Origin of the sequence: Eubacterium sp. AF22-8LB, from assembly GCF_003458715.1 — a bacterium.
Taxonomy (GTDB): Bacteria; Bacillota_I; Bacilli_A; order Erysipelotrichales; family Erysipelotrichaceae; genus Holdemanella.
In genome coordinates this window covers 1-18,220 of record NZ_QRVI01000008.1, presented here as the reverse complement: position 1 = coordinate 18,220, position 18,220 = coordinate 1, and the positions used below count along the sequence as shown (strand labels likewise).

At 35.8% G+C, this 18,220-nt stretch carries 18 protein-coding genes and 1 pseudogene; 12 read left to right on the top strand and 7 right to left on the bottom strand.

Translation table 11 applies throughout. From position 1 onward, the window contains the following. Positions 1 to 124: 124 nt before the first annotated feature. Genes DWY01_RS04385 through galE form a run of 4 tightly spaced genes read left to right on the top strand, consistent with a single transcriptional unit; the run spans position 125 to position 4,873 of the window. On the top strand, positions 125 to 1,588 hold the full coding sequence (locus tag DWY01_RS04385; RefSeq protein WP_199519872.1) for a UDP-glucose--hexose-1-phosphate uridylyltransferase: 1,464 nt from the start codon (positions 125 to 127) through the stop codon (positions 1,586 to 1,588). Next, the gene (locus DWY01_RS04380; RefSeq protein WP_117993666.1) at positions 1,582 to 2,595 is read left to right on the top strand and encodes an aldose epimerase family protein; all 1,014 of its coding nucleotides are present in this window, start codon (positions 1,582 to 1,584) and stop codon (positions 2,593 to 2,595) included. The genes DWY01_RS04385 and DWY01_RS04380 overlap by 7 nt, the downstream gene beginning before the upstream one ends. After that, positions 2,592 to 3,872, top strand: a complete 1,281-nt coding sequence (locus DWY01_RS04375; protein ID WP_117993663.1) for a galactokinase family protein — start codon at positions 2,592 to 2,594, stop codon at positions 3,870 to 3,872. The genes DWY01_RS04380 and DWY01_RS04375 overlap by 4 nt, the downstream gene beginning before the upstream one ends. Continuing rightward, the gene (galE, locus tag DWY01_RS04370; protein WP_117993658.1) at positions 3,872 to 4,873 is read left to right on the top strand and encodes a UDP-glucose 4-epimerase GalE; all 1,002 of its coding nucleotides are present in this window, start codon (positions 3,872 to 3,874) and stop codon (positions 4,871 to 4,873) included. Before DWY01_RS04375 ends, galE begins: the two co-directional genes overlap by 1 nt. Positions 4,874 to 4,906: 33 nt before the next feature. On the opposite strand, the gene DWY01_RS04365 is transcribed toward galE, so the two are convergent. Both DWY01_RS04365 and DWY01_RS04360 read right to left on the bottom strand, forming a co-directional pair. Then, complete coding sequence (locus DWY01_RS04365) at positions 4,907 to 5,398, bottom strand: metallophosphoesterase (RefSeq protein WP_117993654.1); 492 nt, start codon at positions 5,396 to 5,398, stop codon at positions 4,907 to 4,909. Continuing rightward, complete coding sequence (locus tag DWY01_RS04360) at positions 5,386 to 6,261, bottom strand: beta-1,6-N-acetylglucosaminyltransferase (RefSeq protein ID WP_117993650.1); 876 nt, start codon at positions 6,259 to 6,261, stop codon at positions 5,386 to 5,388. The genes DWY01_RS04365 and DWY01_RS04360 overlap by 13 nt, the downstream gene beginning before the upstream one ends. 56 nt (positions 6,262 to 6,317) lie before the next feature. On the opposite strand from DWY01_RS04360, the gene hflX reads away from it, so the two are divergent. After that, positions 6,318 to 7,544 carry a GTPase HflX gene (hflX, locus tag DWY01_RS04355; RefSeq protein WP_117993647.1) on the top strand — a complete coding sequence of 409 codons (1,227 nt, stop codon included), beginning with the start codon at positions 6,318 to 6,320 and terminating at the stop codon, positions 7,542 to 7,544. Between the two features lie 16 nt (positions 7,545 to 7,560). On the opposite strand, the gene DWY01_RS04350 is transcribed toward hflX, so the two are convergent. From DWY01_RS04350 to deoC, 4 genes are read right to left on the bottom strand one after another with little or no spacing between them, the layout of a single operon-like run. After that, positions 7,561 to 7,977: a C-GCAxxG-C-C family (seleno)protein gene (locus DWY01_RS04350; RefSeq protein WP_199519871.1), complete on the bottom strand. Its 417-nt coding sequence runs from the start codon at positions 7,975 to 7,977 to the stop codon at positions 7,561 to 7,563. 22 nt (positions 7,978 to 7,999) lie between these two features. After that, positions 8,000 to 8,872 carry a sugar nucleotide-binding protein gene (locus tag DWY01_RS04345; RefSeq protein ID WP_117993639.1) on the bottom strand — a complete coding sequence of 291 codons (873 nt, stop codon included), beginning with the start codon at positions 8,870 to 8,872 and terminating at the stop codon, positions 8,000 to 8,002. A gap of 2 nt (positions 8,873 to 8,874) precedes the next feature. Next, positions 8,875 to 9,792 carry a type I phosphomannose isomerase catalytic subunit gene (locus DWY01_RS04340; protein WP_117993636.1) on the bottom strand — a complete coding sequence of 306 codons (918 nt, stop codon included), beginning with the start codon at positions 9,790 to 9,792 and terminating at the stop codon, positions 8,875 to 8,877. A gap of 1 nt (position 9,793) precedes the next feature. Beyond that, positions 9,794 to 10,468, bottom strand: coding sequence for a deoxyribose-phosphate aldolase (deoC, locus tag DWY01_RS04335; RefSeq protein ID WP_117993632.1), 675 nt, complete (start codon positions 10,466 to 10,468; stop codon positions 9,794 to 9,796). A 146-nt stretch (positions 10,469 to 10,614) separates the two neighbouring features. Here deoC and DWY01_RS04330 point away from each other — a divergent pair, with 146 nt between their 5' ends. From DWY01_RS04330 to DWY01_RS04310, 5 genes are all read left to right on the top strand, one after another. Continuing rightward, positions 10,615 to 11,199, top strand: coding sequence for a GNAT family N-acetyltransferase (locus tag DWY01_RS04330; protein WP_199519870.1), 585 nt, complete (start codon positions 10,615 to 10,617; stop codon positions 11,197 to 11,199). Between the two features lie 85 nt (positions 11,200 to 11,284). Further along, positions 11,285 to 11,974, top strand: a complete 690-nt coding sequence (locus DWY01_RS04325) for a response regulator transcription factor (protein WP_117993629.1) — start codon at positions 11,285 to 11,287, stop codon at positions 11,972 to 11,974. Further along, positions 11,950 to 13,215, top strand: a complete 1,266-nt coding sequence (locus DWY01_RS04320; RefSeq protein WP_117993626.1) for a sensor histidine kinase KdpD — start codon at positions 11,950 to 11,952, stop codon at positions 13,213 to 13,215. The genes DWY01_RS04325 and DWY01_RS04320 overlap by 25 nt, the downstream gene beginning before the upstream one ends. A 177-nt stretch (positions 13,216 to 13,392) precedes the next feature. Next, on the top strand, positions 13,393 to 14,067 hold the full coding sequence (locus DWY01_RS04315) for an ABC transporter ATP-binding protein (protein WP_117993622.1): 675 nt from the start codon (positions 13,393 to 13,395) through the stop codon (positions 14,065 to 14,067). Then, entirely contained in the window at positions 14,064 to 16,493 is a 2,430-nt protein-coding gene (locus DWY01_RS04310; RefSeq protein ID WP_117993619.1) for an ABC transporter permease, read from the top strand. Before DWY01_RS04315 ends, DWY01_RS04310 begins: the two co-directional genes overlap by 4 nt. A 159-nt stretch (positions 16,494 to 16,652) precedes the next feature. On the opposite strand, the pseudogene DWY01_RS04305 reads toward DWY01_RS04310, so the two are convergent. Further along, positions 16,653 to 16,878: pseudogene (locus DWY01_RS04305) on the bottom strand (toxin-antitoxin system protein). Between the two features lie 314 nt (positions 16,879 to 17,192). On the opposite strand from DWY01_RS04305, the gene DWY01_RS04300 reads away from it, so the two are divergent. Continuing rightward, positions 17,193 to 17,618 (top strand): N-acetyltransferase, encoded by a 426-nt coding sequence (locus DWY01_RS04300; protein ID WP_117993615.1) that lies wholly within the window; start codon positions 17,193 to 17,195, stop codon positions 17,616 to 17,618. Positions 17,619 to 17,645: 27 nt separating this feature from the next. After that, complete coding sequence (locus tag DWY01_RS04295) at positions 17,646 to 18,086, top strand: GNAT family N-acetyltransferase (RefSeq protein ID WP_199519869.1); 441 nt, start codon at positions 17,646 to 17,648, stop codon at positions 18,084 to 18,086. Positions 18,087 to 18,220 lie beyond the last annotated feature (134 nt).

Sequence of the window (18,220 nt, the reverse complement as noted above, 5' to 3'; positions counted from 1 at the left end):
ATATTGATGATGAGCCGTATATAAATAAATGAATAATTGATCATTATTTTTGTTGATGTGTAGCAGGGAAAGAGATTTGTCTATTATAAAAATGATTGATTTTGTTTGTATGGAAGGAGAAGAAATGAATACAAAAATTAACCAGTTATTAGAGTATGCTCTAGAAAATGGAATGATTGAAGATTACGATTATGATTATTCTGCAAATTTATTGATTGATCTATTTGACATCCATGAATTTAAAAGAGAACAAGTAGAAGACTGTTCTATCTATGAGATTCTAGATTTTATGTTAGATTATGCAGTTGAAAAAGGTATGATTCAGGATACTGTAACTGAAAAAGATTTACTAGATACTCGCATTATGAATTGTATAATGCCTAGACCAAGCGAAGTTGTGAATACTTTTAAGAGTCTATATTCTTTGAATCCTAAAGATGCAACAGATTACTTCTATAAGTTGAGTATTGATTCAAATTATATTCGTAAATCAAGAATTGACAAGAATATCAGTTTTACACATTTCTGTAAATATGGAGATATTCAAATTACGATCAACTTATCAAAACCTGAAAAGGATCCTAAGGAAATCGCAAAGGCAAAAAATGCTGTAAGTACGAGTTATCCATCATGTTTATTATGTAAGGAAAATGTTGGCTTTGCGGGTAATTTAAATCATCCAGCTAGACAGACGCATCGTATTATACCACTAGATCTAAATGGACATACATACAATTTACAATATTCACCATATGTGTACTACAATGAACACTGTATCGTATTTAATAGTGAACATACACCAATGAAGATGGATCGTTCTACATTTGAGCATTTATTCGCATTTATTGATAAATTCCCACACTATATGATTGGAAGTAATGCAGATCTTCCTATCGTTGGTGGATCTATTTTGAGTCATGATCACTATCAAGGTGGAAGACATCATTTTCCAATGGAAGACGCAAAGGTTGTTAAGAGCTATACATATAAGGATGTACAAGTAGATATGCTTTACTGGCCACTATCAACACTTCGATTAACATCTGAATCAAAAGAAAACGTATTGGATCTAGCAACTAAAATCTTTGAAACATGGTGTACATATAGTGATGAAAGCTTAGATATCATCGCCAATGAATCTGGCGTTCGTCATAATACAGTGACTCCAATCGTTAGAAAGAAAGATGGCAAATATCAGATGGATGTAGTACTTCGTAACAATCGTACGACAGAAGAATATCCATTAGGAATCTTCCATCCTCACTCAGAACATCACCATATCAAAAAAGAAAATATTGGTTTGATTGAAGTTATGGGATTGGCTATTTTGCCAGCACGATTAAAAACGGAGTTAGAACAAATTAAATTATGTTTATCTGGAAAAGCAGAATTTGATTCTTATCCAGAATTAGAAAAACATAAAGACTGGTATGAATACTTGAAGACATGCTCTTATACAAATGTGGATACATTCATGGAGATGGAAGTCACAAAGAAATTCGTATCTGTATTAGAGAATGCCGGTGTATATAAAATGGATGATGAAGGGATGGACGGCTTTAGCCGATTTGTAAAGACATTATGGTAGAGGTAAAAGAAAGATTAGAGAATGGAATTGATGTATTATCGATTTCAAATTCACATTTAACTGTAGAAGTTACAAACTTTGGATGTACTCTTTTAAAGATTGTAACGAAAGATAAGAATGATCAAGACTGTGATTGTATCTTAGGATTTGAAAATGTAAGTGACTATCAAAAGCGAGACGGAACCTATTTAAACGCATTAGTAGGACGAGTATGTAATCGTATTGAAAAAGGTACATTCACAATTAACGATACAGAATATCATGTACCCATCAATAATGGGCCAAACTCATTACATGGAGGCATTGAGGGATTCTCTTATAAGGTATTTGATTACTCTTTAATTGAAGATGGCATTAAATTCCATTATGTATCAAAAGATGGAGAAGAAGGCTATCCTGGAACATTAGATTTCTATGCGATCTATTGGCTAGATGAATCAAGTTTACATATTCAATATAGTGGTGTTAGTGACAAGGATACTTTAATCAATATCACAAATCATGGCTATTTCAATTTAAATGGACATGCATCGAATATTGATGATCATACATTACGAATTTCAGCATCTAAATTTGGTTGCGTGGATCCAGATGGATTATATACAGGTGAATTAAGAGATGTTAAAGAGACTGCATTTGATTTTAATACAGAAAAAAGAATTGGAGATTTTATTCATTTAGAGGATGAACAATTAATCATCGCAAGAGGTTATGATCATCCATATGTATTTGATACAAAAGAAAATCAAGTATGTTTATACAGCCCATTAAGTGGCATCGAATTAAAAGTATCGACTACATATCCAACGGCACAAATCTATAGTGCCAACTACTTAGATGGACAGACAGATAAATATGGTAAGATTATGCATCCACAAGATGGATTGTGTATTGAAACAAGCTATATTGCCGATTCGATTCATAAAGAAAAGAATCCAAGCGTTTTATTAAAAGCAGGACAAGTATTTGAAGAAGAAACAACATATACATTCGAGGTAAGAAAATGAAAACAACAGAAATTAAAGAACAAGTAGTATCAGGAAAATATGATGCATTAATTGAAGATCTATATGCAGATCCAAGTTTATTGGAATACCAAAAACAACGCTATGCAGCTGCATTAGATAAATACCAAGCATTATTTGGAGAAGATGAAGTTAGTATTTATAGTGCTGCTGGAAGAAGTGAAATCTCAGGAAATCATACAGACCACCAACATGGTTGTGTACTTGCAGGATCTATCAACTTAGATGCGATTGGAATCGTATCTAAACAGGATAACGTAATCAAAGTTATTTCTGATGACTTTGATATTCAGCCAATTGATTTAAATGATTTAGACAAAAAAGAAAATGAACTAGGAACCAGTGAAGCCTTGATTCGTGGTGTTGTCTATAAATTAAAAGAATTAGGCTATAACGTAGGTGGATTCAAAGCTTTCATCACAAGTGATGTATTAATGGGGGCTGGACTATCAAGTTCTGCAGCATTCGAATCCATTATCGGAACGATTATTGACGGATTATATAATGATATGAAAATTGATATGGTTACAATTGCTAAAGTGGGTCAATTTGCAGAAAATGTATATTTTGGAAAACCATGTGGATTGATGGACCAATGTGCTTGTGCTGTAGGTGGATTGATTTCAATTGATTTTAAAGATACTTCAAATCCAATCGTAAATAGTGTAAATGTTGATTTCTCAAAATATGATCACAGTTTATGTATCGTAGATACAAAGGGAAGCCATGCCGATTTAACAGATGCCTATGGTGCAGTACCACAAGAAATGAAAGAGGTAGCTCACTATTTTGGTAAGGAAGTTCTTCGTGAAGTGGATGAAAATGAGTTCTATGCAAATATCGCAAACTTAAGAACTGCTCTAAATAATGATCGTGCAATCTTAAGAGCTATCCATTTCTTCAATGAAAATAGACGTGTTAATACAATCGTAGAAAGATTGAACAATGATGATTTTGAAGGATTCAAAACATTGATTCAAGAATCAGGGAATTCAAGCTACAAGTTCCTTCAAAACGTATATGCAGACTTTGACTATAAAAACCAGGCTGTATCTTTAGGTTTAGCTATGTCTGAAATGATTTTAAAAGATCATGGTGTATGTCGTGTTCATGGTGGAGGTTTTGCCGGAACGATTCAGGCTTTTGTTGAAAATAGCTATGTAGAAACATATAAAGAAGAAATTGAAAAAGTATTCGGAAAGGGAAGCTGCCACATCTTAAAAGTCAGAAAATTAGGTGGCTGCAAGGTTATTGACTAATGAATATTTTAGTAACAGGTGGAACCGGATATATTGGTAGTCATATTTGTGTTGAATTGTTAGAAAATGGTCATAACGTTGTTGTGATTGATGATTTCTCCAATTCAAAACCAGATGTATTGGATTCAATCTATAAGATTACAGAAAAGCATGTTAAGTTTTATGAATTTAATGTGTTAGATGAAGAAAAGACAGAGTCTGTATTTGCAGAAAATAAATTGGATGCGGTTATTCATTGTGCTGCTTTTAAAGCGGTTGGTGAAAGTGTTCAAAAGCCAATTGAGTATTATACAAATAACTTGATGACAACTTTAGTGGTTGCCAAAATGATGAAAAAATATCATGTACCAAGTATTGTATTTAGCTCAAGTGCTACTGTTTATGGAGATCCAGAAGTGGTTCCTTTAACAGAAGACTGCAAGCTAGGTGAAACAACCAATCCATATGGTTCAACGAAGGCTATGATGGAAAGAATTTTAACGGATGTACAGTTCGCCAATCCAGAAATGAGTGTAACTCTACTTCGTTATTTTAATCCAATTGGAGCTCATGAATCGGGATTGATTGGTGAAAATCCAAAGGGAATCCCAAATAACTTGCTGCCATATATTATGAAGGTGGCAACAGGTGAACTTCCTGAACTTGGTGTATTTGGAGATGATTATGATACGCCGGATGGAACAGGTGTTCGTGACTACATTCATGTCGTTGATTTAGCTAAGGGTCATGTACTTGCGATTGAAAAGTACAATACGCCAGGTGTTCATATTTGTAACTTGGGAACAGGAAAAGGTTATAGTGTATTAGATATTGTACATGCCTTTGAAAGAGTGAATGGTATTAAGATTCCTTATGTGATCAAACCTAGACGTGCAGGAGATATTGCGACTTGTTATGCAGATCCTACTCGTGCAAAAGTTGAACTTGGCTGGGTAGCAGAAAAGAACTTGGATGATATGTGTAGAGATACATGGAATTTCGCAAAACAATTTATTAAATAAAAGAAACAGGCAGCCGATTAATTGGCTGCCTTATTAAATGAAACATTGATATTGGTTTAAGAAAGTTTCTACATTGATTCGAACCACTTTATATGTAACTTTCTTATCGATTGTTAGAATGATATAAGATCCATGCCAATCGTCTCTAGGAAGTGTAATGGAGCCTGGATTTAGAATCAGACAATTGTTGTAGATTTGTTCTTTGACTAAATGCGTATGTCCATAAAGATAGATATCGGGATGATGTTGATCGATATCGTTTTTTATTTCATCCAAACCTTCATCTCCATGTGAGAAATGGATGCGTTTGTCTAAAACAGTTATTCTTTGAGATTTAGGTAAATCTAATGTATCATTATTTCCTTTAACACATATGAAGTTATTTAAATCATTAATGTTTGTAGCTTGAGAATCACCCAAATGTATAAATTTTACATTGTCTTTATAGAGTGAAGAATAGATGTGGTAAAGAATTTTTAGGATATCTGGATTTCCATGATTATCTGAAACAATTACGATTCGCATGTGTAGGCATCAAAATAGTCTTCATAAACTTGAAGATTATCATCACTATGAGCTAGAGCTGCAAAATAAGTAGACTTTTTGATTGCGTCTAATTCTACATTTTCCATTGGCTTTTGAAGTTTGTATTCTCCATCTTTTCCTACGGTCCAAATGTTTTCATTGTGATGATCTACATCTGAAAATTTGTGTAACATTGTCGCAATGGCCATTTCTTCTGGATATAGACACATTTTAAATGTATTTGAACAATAGGCTAGATTATCTGCCAAAGCTTGTGCGCTTTCATGTGTTAATACAAACCAAGGATAGCTGATATAGATTGTGTCTTCAATTTCACGCTTTTTAAAGGAATGAACAAGACTGGATGTCATTTTATTCATGGCACGAATGGTTTTTGATTTTTGGAAATCATAAGAGTTAGTAAAGAAGGCATAGTTTTCAAATCTTTTCTTTACTTCTTCATTCTCATCTGAATTATCCACTTCATAATAGATATCTTTATCTTCATGTTCTTCTAGATATTCTACAAGTTGTGCTTTTGATTTTGTAGGGATCATACCATCTGTCATTGTGATGAATCGATCATAAGTAAAAGATCCATCTTCTTTTTCATATTCCAAAGCATCTTTCATCAATACAATAAAGCCTCTAGGTAGTGACATATCGGCTGGAAGTGCTGTTTGTTGGTGATGAGCAACATGAAGGTTTGGCGTATCACAATAGGATAGAATCAAATCATCACGTAGATCATCATCGTTGACCATAATATAAACATCATCACCTTGATTAATTAATATGTCTAGATTTTCTGTTATTTCTTCAAAATTTTTTTTCATATAGTGCATTAAATAAGCTATTTTCATGGAATTCACCTCAGGAATTATTATAACATTTTAGCATCGTATGATAAAATACATTTATGGAAAAAGCAATATTGATTGGTGTACAAACATACACAAGCCATTCCTTTGAAGAGAGAATGGAGGAAATGAAAGAATTAGCTCTAGCGTGTGATATTGACATTTGTATGAGTGTTTCACAGAATCTGGAGCATCCTCATAAAAAGTATTATATGAATCCTGGTAAGATTGAAGAGGTTAAACGCATTCTAGAAGACCAGAAATGTAGTATGGTTCTTGTATTAGAAGCTATTTCACCTTCGGTACAAAGAAATCTATCTGACTTTTTTGATTGTGAAGTCATGGATAAGAGTGCTTTGATACTAGAAATCTTTGCGTCTCGTGCAAAGACAAAGGAGAGTATGCTTCAAGTTGAGTGTGCAAGACTTAAATATTTGTTGCCTAGACTTCAAGGAAGCTATAAACATATGGATAGACAGCGTGGTGGTTCTAGAAACAAAGGAACAGGAGAAAAGAAGATTGAACTGGATGCACGAAGAATTGAGGGTAAGATTCATTTTGTCGAAAAAGAATTGGATAGGATTCATACGCAAAGAAGTGTACAGCGTAATCAGCGTAAAAAAGGCATGGTCAAAAGTGTAGCACTAACGGGTTATACCAATGCAGGTAAATCTAGTATTATGAATGGGTTTGTGAATGAAGATAAGTCGGTATTTGAAAAGGATATGTTATTTGCGACTTTGACAACTTCAACACGTCAAATTGAAACAGAAAACCATAATGTATTTACTTTAAGTGATACAGTTGGATTTATTAGTGATTTACCACACAGTTTGGTGCAGGCCTTTCATTCCACACTTGAGGAAGCTGTGGTTTCAGATTTGATCTTAAAAGTAGTGGATATTTCAAATGAACATAAGGATAGCAAACTTCAGGTTTGTGAAGAAACATTAAAGGAAATTGGTTGTGAGAAAGTTCCATATCTTTATGTTTACAACAAGTGTGATCAGACAAATATTGAATATCCAAAACGTGTAGAGAATCGTATTTATATTTGTGCCAAGGAAAAGTCGAGTATTGAGTTTTTAAAGCAAGAAATTGAAAAGGAATTATTTCATATGGAAACTTTACATGTTGTGATTCCTTATGAAAAGGTAAGTGTACTTGATTATATTCATACCAATGGTAAGGTGCATAAGCAGGAATATAAAGAGGATGGGATTGAGGTTGATTTTAGTATTCAACAAGATTTGATTCATCGAGTAGACAGGTTATTACGAATATAAGAAAAGAGGAAGAATCCTATAATAGGTGTTCTTCCTCAATTGTTTTTTCTAGTGCTTTTGCCGCTAATAAACAAGTGTTCATACATTTGATGTTTGGATCCGTACTATGATGTACAGGTTTGATGTGAGCACAATCTAAACTGCCTAATAGTTCTTTAAAGTTACGTGTATGTTTTTGAATTAAAGGTCTTAATTCAGGTAACATTTCATGTGCTTTTGTTTTGCATACCATTTTTGATAGGGCCGCAATCGATCCGACTAATGCACCACATGTACTTCCAATAAACATGCCGCCACCAAATCCAGCCATCATTTTCATGTCTTCCTCTGAAATATCTAAATGATATGTTTCATTGCAGGCATGAAGTAGTGTTTCTGAACAGTTATATCCGCTTTGGTAATATTTTTTAACGTTTTCCTCAAGTATAGTCATAAATAGCCTCCTACAAGCTATTTTAACTTTTCTTCCATCCAAAATCCATTAGAATTTCATTTACATCTTCTTCAAATGTCGCAAAATGAATTCCAAGACTTTCTAGTTTTTCACTATCTAAACGATAATCTCTGAATCGATCTTGGTATCGTTCGTTGTTTGGTAAAATGATTTCTTCAATGAGTTCATCACTTGCGCCTAAAGCTTTAGCTACATATTTTGCAGATTCATATGTGGTCATAGTGTTCTTTGATGCCACATGATAAATGCCTGGTTCAAGTTCTGTGATTTTATCAAATTGTGCTGCTAAATGCTTGGCATATGTCATGCCGCGTTTTTCATTTACGGTAAATAATGTTGGAGTATGGCTGATTAGCGCATTCATAACATTTTTAATGATACTTGGACTTGCCTTGATGCCTGGATAGCTTAGTCCCATCATCCATGTAAAGCGTAAGATGATCGCATCATCCAATTGTTTTTGAATCAACTCTTCACATTCGATTTTATTTTGTCCATATACAGTCACAGCACTTAATGGTTCGTCTTCTTTAAAAGGACCACAATTTTCTTTTCCATTGAAGGCTTGTTCGGTTGAACAGAAAATCAATTTGGCACCTTTTTCTTTACAACAATCAATGATAGCTTGTGTACTTTCTACATTGATTTTATGAACTAAATCAGGATGTTCATTACAAAATGCAGTAGTCGCATTGGCAGCTGTGTGAAAACAAATGTCAAAATCTTGAGAAGCTACAAATCTTTTGACGTCTTCAGGATTTGTAAGGTCTGCATCCTTTCTTGTCATGCAGATCCAGTTGAAGTTATCTTTTTGATGAGCTCTTACTAAGCTAGCAATATAGCCGTTAGCTCCGGTAACTAAAATCGTTTTCATAATTAGTCCTTTCTAGGATTTGACACTAATAGGTGTGCTCCTTGTTTGATTGTGATTTTCTTAGATGCGAATGGTACAAATAGACTGTCATATTGTGGTAATACAATTTCTTCACTGTTCCATACGATTGTACAATCTGAATCAATATTGGATAGAATCATGTAATGTTCATCACAAGTTAGATCTATATCAGAATCAGCATAAACTTCATCTACGGTAAAGTTAGGACAATCTCCAATTCGGTGTGTTTCATGTTTTTGTGGAACAAAGATAGGTTTTAAATTGAAGTTTGTGACATCAAAAGATTCTTTGACATGTAATGGACGTGTTTTTCCATCTTTTCCTTTACGGTTGTAGTCAAAGAAACGATAGGTTGTGTTCGAGTTTGTACCTACTTCTAAAGCTAAGATGTCTTTTCCTAAGGCATGAAGCATTCCACTAGGAATGATGATGTAGTCTCCTTTATGAACTTTTACTTTGTTTAAATATTTTTCAACATCATTGTTCATTAAAGCATTTTTGATTTCACCTGCATCATTGATTATTGTTCCGGCAACTAGAGTAGCGCCTGGTTTGGCATCTAGAATATACCAGCTTTCATATTTTCCATAATCGTTTGAATGTTCTAGGGCATAGTCATCTTCGGGATGAACTTGAATGCTTAAAGCATCCTTTGTATCTAGATAAGCAAGGCGCAATGTTTCATGAAGTGTATAGCCTTTACCTAATACTTCATCCGGATTTTCTTGAATCATTTCCATTAATGTTTTATCAGTCCCAACAATTTTGTTTGAGCAATAGGGGTGGGCACTGACTTCCCACCAAGTCCCATAGTCTTCATCGATGCCTCTGGCTTTAGAGATATGATTGGTTCCCCAAATTGTGTAATCATGAATAGGTTCTAATAGAAAAGGTTTCATGTTATTTTTCCTCAGCTTCAAATTCTTCTAAGATTTTTAGTGATGAGCTTGTTCCAATTCTTTGTGCACCAGCATCAATCATGGCTTTACAAGTAGCCCAATCACGAATACCACCGGCAGCTTTGACTTTCACTTGTCCTTCGACAGTTTCAACCATTAATTTAACATCTTCTAAAGTGGCTCCACCAGTTCCAAAGCCTGTGCTTGTTTTAATGAAGTCTGGTTTTACTTCTTTGGCAATCAAAGCGACTTGTTTGATTTCGTCTTTTTCTAAGTAGCAATTTTCGAAGATAACTTTTGAAATGACATTGTGTTCTCTACAAATCGAAACAATGCTTTCCATTTCTTCTTTAATATAGTCCCAGTTGTGCATTTTAGCTTGTCCAATATCAATGACATAATCGATTTCATCAGCACCATCTTCAATCGCAATTTTTGTTTCGGCAATTTTAGATGCTAGACCAGCTTGTCCTAAAGGAAAGCTAATGGCAGCTCCTACATGTACGTTTGTTCCTTTTAATTGTTCTTTACAGAATTTAGTCCAAGTTGTATTAATCGCAACCATAGCGGCACCGATTTCTTTGGCTTCATTACATAATTTAGTAAGATCTGCTTCAGTGGCATATGGTTTTAAGAATGTGTGGTCAAAATAATTTGCGAGTTGTGTTTTGTTCATAATAATCTACCTCTCCTTTACGGTTTCATTCTAGAACGAAAAAAAAGAGAAGTCAAGCAAATGTTATAACATTTAAAAAGAAATTGTTATATCATTTGAAATGTGAAGATTATGATATACTATCTTTAAAAGAAATGGAGAATGAAATGACAGTATTAGATACAAGTATTCCTTATGAAAAAGTATTGATGGTAATGGCTAGAAAGACCATTCGTAAAGAAATAGAATTAAATTCGGAATTTCATTATGTTGAATTTGATGAATCTTTAAAAGAAGCTTGGTGTAAGCTACAGACGGAGGTTTGTTTATTTGAAAATTTAGATGAGGCAAGAAAGAAATGGGATAGTATGCTTACTAGAGATAGGGATTTCTTTTCTAAATATTTTTTATTTGTCGCAAATGAAAAGGATGAATTAGTGGGTAGTGCTGGACTTTGGTATGGCAATGACTTTGAAGAAAGTAGACTTCGCGTGCATTATGTAGCTGTTGGTTTATCGGCTCAACATAAAAAGATTGCGCAGGCTATGTTGACAAAACTTTGTATGATGTATGACAAGATTCCAGGTAAGTATCCACTATATTTGGCAACACAATCCCAAAGCTATGGTGCGATAAAATTATATTCAAGACTTGGATTTACTCCATATTTAGGTGCTTATAAGGGTTGTACAGAACAAAAGAGTAAGAATGCGTGGCAAAATGTCACGGAGATCCTGCGTTGTAAGGCTTAATTGATAAATCGGAAGTTGAGGGATAAAATATGGAAGTTCATCTCCCAACTGATATATATAGTTAATAAAGAGAGGTGCATATGCTATGCTAGGTATACTCGTGGTTGAAGATGATGAAAATTTAAATCGCGGAATTACATTTTCACTGAAAAAATCCGGATATGAGGTTTTTTCAGCAGAATCAGTGAAAAAAGCGAAAAGAATTGCAAGTGATAATAATGTGGATGTTACCATTTGTGATGTGAATCTTCCGGATGGAAATGGACTAGAATTTGTAAGGTGGATGAGATGCAATTATAATACATACATTATGTGTCTTACAGCACTAGATCAGGAGATGGATCAGGTCATGGGATATGAAGCAGGGGCAGATGATTATATTACAAAGCCGTTTAGTCTTTCGGTACTTCTTTTGAAAATAGAAGCATATTTCCGCCGCAGACAGGAGAAAACGGAAGTCGGAAAGATGATTTCGGGAGATATCGTATTTATCGCAGGAGAAATGAAAGTCCTGATAAAGAGTCGTGAAATCAGTCTGACAAAAACGGAGTTGAAAATGCTGACTTTTTTTCTTCAGAATCCGAAACAGATTCTTTCAAAAACACAAATATTGGAAAATGTGTTTGATCTGGAAGGGGATTTTGTGGATGAAAATACAATCGCTGTCAATATCAGAAGACTCCGTGAGAAAATCGAAGATAATCCGGCTGCACCGGTCTATATAAAGAATATCAGAGGTCTTGGGTATATATGGAATCAGGAGGTAAGGCAGTGACAAAGAGATATCACAGGAAACTCACATCAGCCTTGTCTTTGGTATTGCCGGTCATATTAGTGTTTGCAATATTAAATTGCTTTACCACGTATGTGTTTTATGAAGATTATAAATATAAAATGAATCTTATGACAGAGATTGCTGCAAAGGAAGAATTTTCCGGGCTGGATGCTGTTTCTAAATTGCTTAAGGATAAGGATATTGAAACTAACGAACAGGGAAGGCGATTATTGGAGCAATATGGATACTGGGGGAATAAAGGGAGTGCATTTTATTCGCAATTCCGGCATCAGGTTATGGTGACCGGTGCTGTAAGCACTGTGATATGCGTGCTTCTTTTGACTTTTTTACGTTATTGGAAGAAAAAAGAAGATGCGTATCATCAGAAAATTTTAGACCAGTTGGAAGAAATTCTGATCAGATTCCGTGAAAATAAATTTGATGATTTACTGAAAACGGAAAATTATGCAGAACTGGAAAAATTGAATGACCAGCTTGAAGCAATCGGACATCATATTCAGTTGATAAAGGAAGAAGCAAGGGCAGAAAAGGAGAACACGAAAGAAATGGTTTCTGATATTTCTCACCAGTTAAAGACACCGGTTGCAGCTTTGGATACATGTTTTAGTGTGCTGATGCAGAATGACTTAAGTGCCACAGAACAGGAGGAGTTTCGTATCCGTTGTCGGAGTGCTCTGGATGGACTGGAGACATTATTGCAGTCGCTTCTTGAAATATCCAAGATGGAAACTGGACTGATTCAGATTAATAAGAAAAAACTTCCGCTTATGGATACTGTCATATCTGCTGTGAACCGCGCTTATCCTAAAGCGGATGAGAAAGAAATTGAATTCGTTTTTGACTATGAAAAAGAGCTGGAAACATGCACGATTATGCAGGATAAAAGGTGGCTTGGTGAAGCTGTGATCAACGTTTTGGATAATGCAATCAAGTACAGTCCGTGTGGTTCAAAAATATTTATCCGGTTACAAAAAAGAAACGATCTTGCGAGAATGGAAATTGAGGATCAGGGAATTGGGATTCCGAAGAATGAGTATCACAAAATTTTTCAACGATTTTACAGAGGAAGTTCTAGCGAGGTCATGGAAAAGAGTGGTACAGGAATCGGACTTTTTCTATCGAGAGAAATTATCGAAAAGCACGCAGGTACGATCATGGTAACCTCCGGCAAAAAGAAAAAAGGAAGCACGTTTGTGATTCAATTGCCATATGTTGGTTAAATTTTAAGTGAGCAGAAATCTTACAATTCTGTAAGACTTCTGCTCGTTTTTTGAAAGTGAAATGAAAGATTGTCCTGATACAATTTGGATGTAGGTTGAAAAATGACCAAATATATAAACAGGCAAAGAAAGCGTGCTGAAAAGGTACGCTTTACAGAATTGAAAAGGAGGTAACACATGGGTGTGATATTAGAAACCAAGCAGCTTTGTAAGTTTTATGGAGCAGGTGAGAATCAGGTCAAAGCGGTCAATCAGGTGGACATTCAGATTGAGCAGGGAGAATTTGTCGCAATTGTTGGAAAGTCAGGTTCCGGTAAAAGTACATTACTTCATATGCTTGGAGGACTAGACACCCCGACAAAAGGCAGTGTTACTTTAGCAGGGAAAAATTTATACAGGATGAAGGAAGATGCCCTTGCTGTTTTCCGCAGAAGAAAAATCGGATTTGTTTTTCAGGCATTTAATCTGGTTTCATCTGTTAATGTCTGGGAAAATATTGTGCTGCCATTGGGGCTGGATGGAAGAAAAGTGGATGAAGCGTATGTAAATGATATTATTGCAACTCTGGGGATTGAAAACCGGATTTATAATCTGCCAAATCAGTTATCCGGAGGACAGCAGCAGAGAGTAGCAATTGCAAGAGCACTGGTGAATCGTCCGGAAATTATATTTGCAGATGAGCCGACAGGCAATCTTGATTCTAAGACCAGTGATGAGGTAATCGCTCTGCTTAAGATGACAGCAAAAAAATATGGACAGACAATTGTAATGATTACCCATGATGACGAAATTGCACAGGTCGCTGACCGTATTCTGGTGATTGAGGACGGACAGGTGGTGGATTTCAGATGAAGACAATAAGCAGGATTGCATATAGCAATGACAAAAGGAACAGGACAAGAAGTATACTGATCATGGTGGCAATTTGTCTGACCACGATGCTGCTTGTTATCATCAGTACTGTGGGAAATGGGGTAATTCATTTACAGAAAAGTCAGGCTGCAAGCTCATACGGAAGCAACTACGGCCTGTTTATCGCCGCAGATGGTACGCAATTAAAAGAAGTGGAACGCAGAGCTGAGATATCTGATATCGGCATCATGTGTACGGAGGGCATCCTGAAAGGAAATGAAAATGGCGGGTTTGTCTGCATGGATAAGACTGCAAGAAAAATGCTTCCTTATAATAAAGAATATGAGTTGAAGGAAGGAAAGTATCCGGAAAAAATGCAGGAAATTGCTGCAGGAAGAGCATTTTTTCGTGCAATGGGGTATGGTGATGTAAAGATTGGAGATACGGTTACACTGGATTACCGCGCAGGGATGCAGTCAGAATATAAGCCGGAAGAATTTGTTGTCAGCGGAATCCTATATGATCGGGATGAGTATACCATCGAGGCTTCCTATGTTGTATTCGGTTCGCAGGATTTTTATAATGAGCGTGTTGCGGAGGGTGACAGGCAATATAATATCTATTTTACCTTGGGCGATTCTGCAAATGTATCTATGAATAATGTTGCGCCTGTTATAAAAGAAATCGCGGATTCCTGCGGCATTGACCAGAAAAACGTGATCATCAATGACCTCTACCTGCAGTGGGTATTGCAGCCGAGCTATGAAATGATTATGGTTTGTGGAACCCTGATCCTCGGAATCGTGCTGTTTTCCGTTGTGGTCATTTATAATATCTTCCAGGTCGGGATCGCCCAGAAGGTTCAGGAGTACGGAAAAATCAAGGCACTGGGTGCAACCAGAAAGCAGATGAAGCAGTTGATCTTTCGTGAGGGCATTCTTCTGGCGGTTCCTTCGATACCGCTGGGGCTGCTGTTTGGTTTCCTGATTGCAAAAGTCAGCTTCAACTGGCTGGTGGAGCAGGGAAATCTGGTATCGTCCGGAATCAAGAACCATCAGGTGCCTCTGTTTTCACTGACAATTATGCTCATCTGCATTTTTGTATCATTTCTTACGGTCGTTTTGGCTCTGCGCAAACCCATGAAAATTGTTTCCCGGATTTCACCCATCGAAGCGACACGGTATCTTGACGGCTCCAAAACGCAAAAACAGGGCAGACGAAAAGGCAGAAAAGATGTCACCGTTTTCTCCATGGCAATGGCAAATGTGACAGGCAATCCGAAAAGAACCATTGCTACGATTCTTACCATGGAGCTTTCCTGTGTATTGTTTGTAATTATCTCTAATTATGTTGGGAATATTGACACGGAGCACGAGGCGCGGATTGCAATCAACCATGGACAATTTGAGTTGCAGCTGGATTATTCCCAGAATTATGATGAAGCCTATCCGGAGAATAATCTGGATACGATTCTGACGGATAATCCATTGAATGATTCGCTGATTGAAGAAATCAAAAGCATTCCGGGAGTGACAGATGTCATGACGAGAGAGATTGTCTCTGTAAATCTGAACGGAACAAGATTTCCGGCTGCTGTTGTGAGTAAAAAGGATTTTGATTTTATGCGCCAAGATGGGGATATTGGTTCTATGGACTATGATCAGGCGGTAAAGAATGGTGATATTTTCTTTGGCTGGTCGGCGTGGATGGAACAAGATGGATATGCTCCGGGTGAATCCATTGTATTTGACTTTAAGAATGGAAGTGAAACCTATACCTATCAGGGAAAGATTGCAGGATCTTTTGTAAGTGCGGACACTTATCTTGTCATTCCGGAAGGTGTATACCGTTCCATGAATCCGAGAGGAACAGCCTATGGCTATCTGTGGGTGGACTGTGATAAAAAAGATGTGGCATCTGTGGAACAGAGTTTGAATACTTTGATTTCGAATACTTCGCATATAAAAATGGATACCTATCATGCACAGTTACAATCTGCAGAATACGCAAGCCGTATGATGAAGCTTGGCTGCTATCTGTTCATGGCAATTGTCGGTCTCATTGGGTTTATGAATCTGGCAAACACCATGATCATCAATATCACCACGAAGAAGCAGGAATACGGCGTGCTGCAAGCGGTAGGCATGACCAATAAGCAGTTGAATCTGTGCTTACAAATACAGGGCTTGATTTTTACGGTTGGCACCATCTGCGTCGCACTTGCTGCCAGTCTGCCCCTTGGCTATGCACTGTTTTCCTATGCAAAGCATAATGGGATTTTTGGAATGAACGTTTATCACGTTCCTCTTATCCCGATTCTTGTTATGATTCTTCTGGTTGGTATTCTACAAATTGTGCTGTCCTGTGTTTTAAGCAGTAATCTGAAAAAGGAAACGCTGGTAGAAAGAATAAGGTATCAGGGATAGCAAGTATTGCTGGGATATCCTTAGTATCATAACAGGAATTAAAAGCACTTGGCTTCAAAAAGTTTTGTACTTTTGACAAAATGCAACCGATTTTTCATCAATTATAATAAATTTGATTAAGCAGCCTGTGTGTAATGAAGCATACAGGCTGCTTGTATTTTATAACTCTAATGAATCTTCTGCATCTACCCACATCTGTAAATTGCCCTCAAGATATAATCTCGCATATTCAAGTGCTTCATCGACTGCAAGTGAAGTCAATGCACAGTTTGATCCGGGTGTGGTTTTTAAATCCTTTTCGGCTTCCCAGCAATCTATAGCCAACATTTGTATAAATGTCAATGCTGTTTCGTTGTGGATTGTATTCTGCAAATATTGTTCTCATCGTATCCCATCTCCTTATCATTTAATCAATCATTAGTAGCAAAAATTAAGAAGCATTTCAATCAGTCCACCATGTCACTTTTATTTTATGTTATACTGTTTTATATAATTTTTTTGCTCTTATATTTGCCCTTATCAGAGTTCATAAACACTGATGGGACGATATAATGCAAGGGAAAAAATAAGGGAAAGCTCACCTGCAACAAATCCAGTGTTTTCAAGGGTTTGCAAAGAATTTAATAACAAAATATAACAGTTATTAAATCTCTTAAAACAGGTGAAATCTCAATCGTAATTTGGAGGAGAACCACTTTAATGATTAGAGAGTTACAAAAAGCAGATATAGATAAAGTTGCAGACATATGGTTGAATACAAACGTGACAGCACATTATTTTATCTCTAAACAATATTGGCAAAATAATTTTGAATTCGTGAAAGAATTGCTGCTGCAGGCAACTGTTTATGTCTATGAGGATAATCAAGAAATACAGGGATTTATAGGTCTAAATGATGAATATATTGAGGGTATTTTTGTTTCTAATGAAATGCAATCGCATGGTATAGGAAAAGCTCTTCTGAATTATGCAAAAAATAAACGAAGCAAATTATTTTTGAATGTATATCAAAAGAATCTACGGGCAACAGCCTTTTATCAAAGAGAAGGATTTGTGATTCAGTGTAGTGGTTTTGATGAATCTACTAAAGAAAAAGAATATGTAATGGAATGGCAACAGAAATAGAATTGGGGATTTATGGAGAAAATTCTTATGTGCAAAAATATTCAGATTAAAGAGGAGAGAATTTCTAAAATTGAATATATTGAATTTTTAAAGCGTACGGATCTAGGATCACAGTATCCGAAGGAACGATTCGAAGAAAGAATAGCAAAGCTGGTTGATCATATATCAATCAGTCTTGTTGCAAGAAACAAGGATAATCGAATTGTCGGCGTCTTATTTGGATTGACCGACTATGCCTATTGGCTTTATATAACCGATTTAGGTGTGGACAGAGACTATTTACATCAAGGAATTGGTACGGAACTGATAAAAACAGCACATTCTTTAGCAGGTGGTAAAAATGATATTGCGGTATATTTAGTTGCGAATGAAAATGCCATTGCATTTTACGAAAAATTAGGAATGAAAAAAGCAAATGATGTGATGGAATATAACCACATTGAATGGACACCTTTCACTGTAAAGTAATCAACGTAATGCAATAGATAAATCAGAATTTGTGGAGGAACAAACATGACAAAGAATACTATGATTTGTATTTTCTTAAACATGATATACCTACTTATTTGGTATGCAACAAACAAAATAAGAAGCACTAAAGT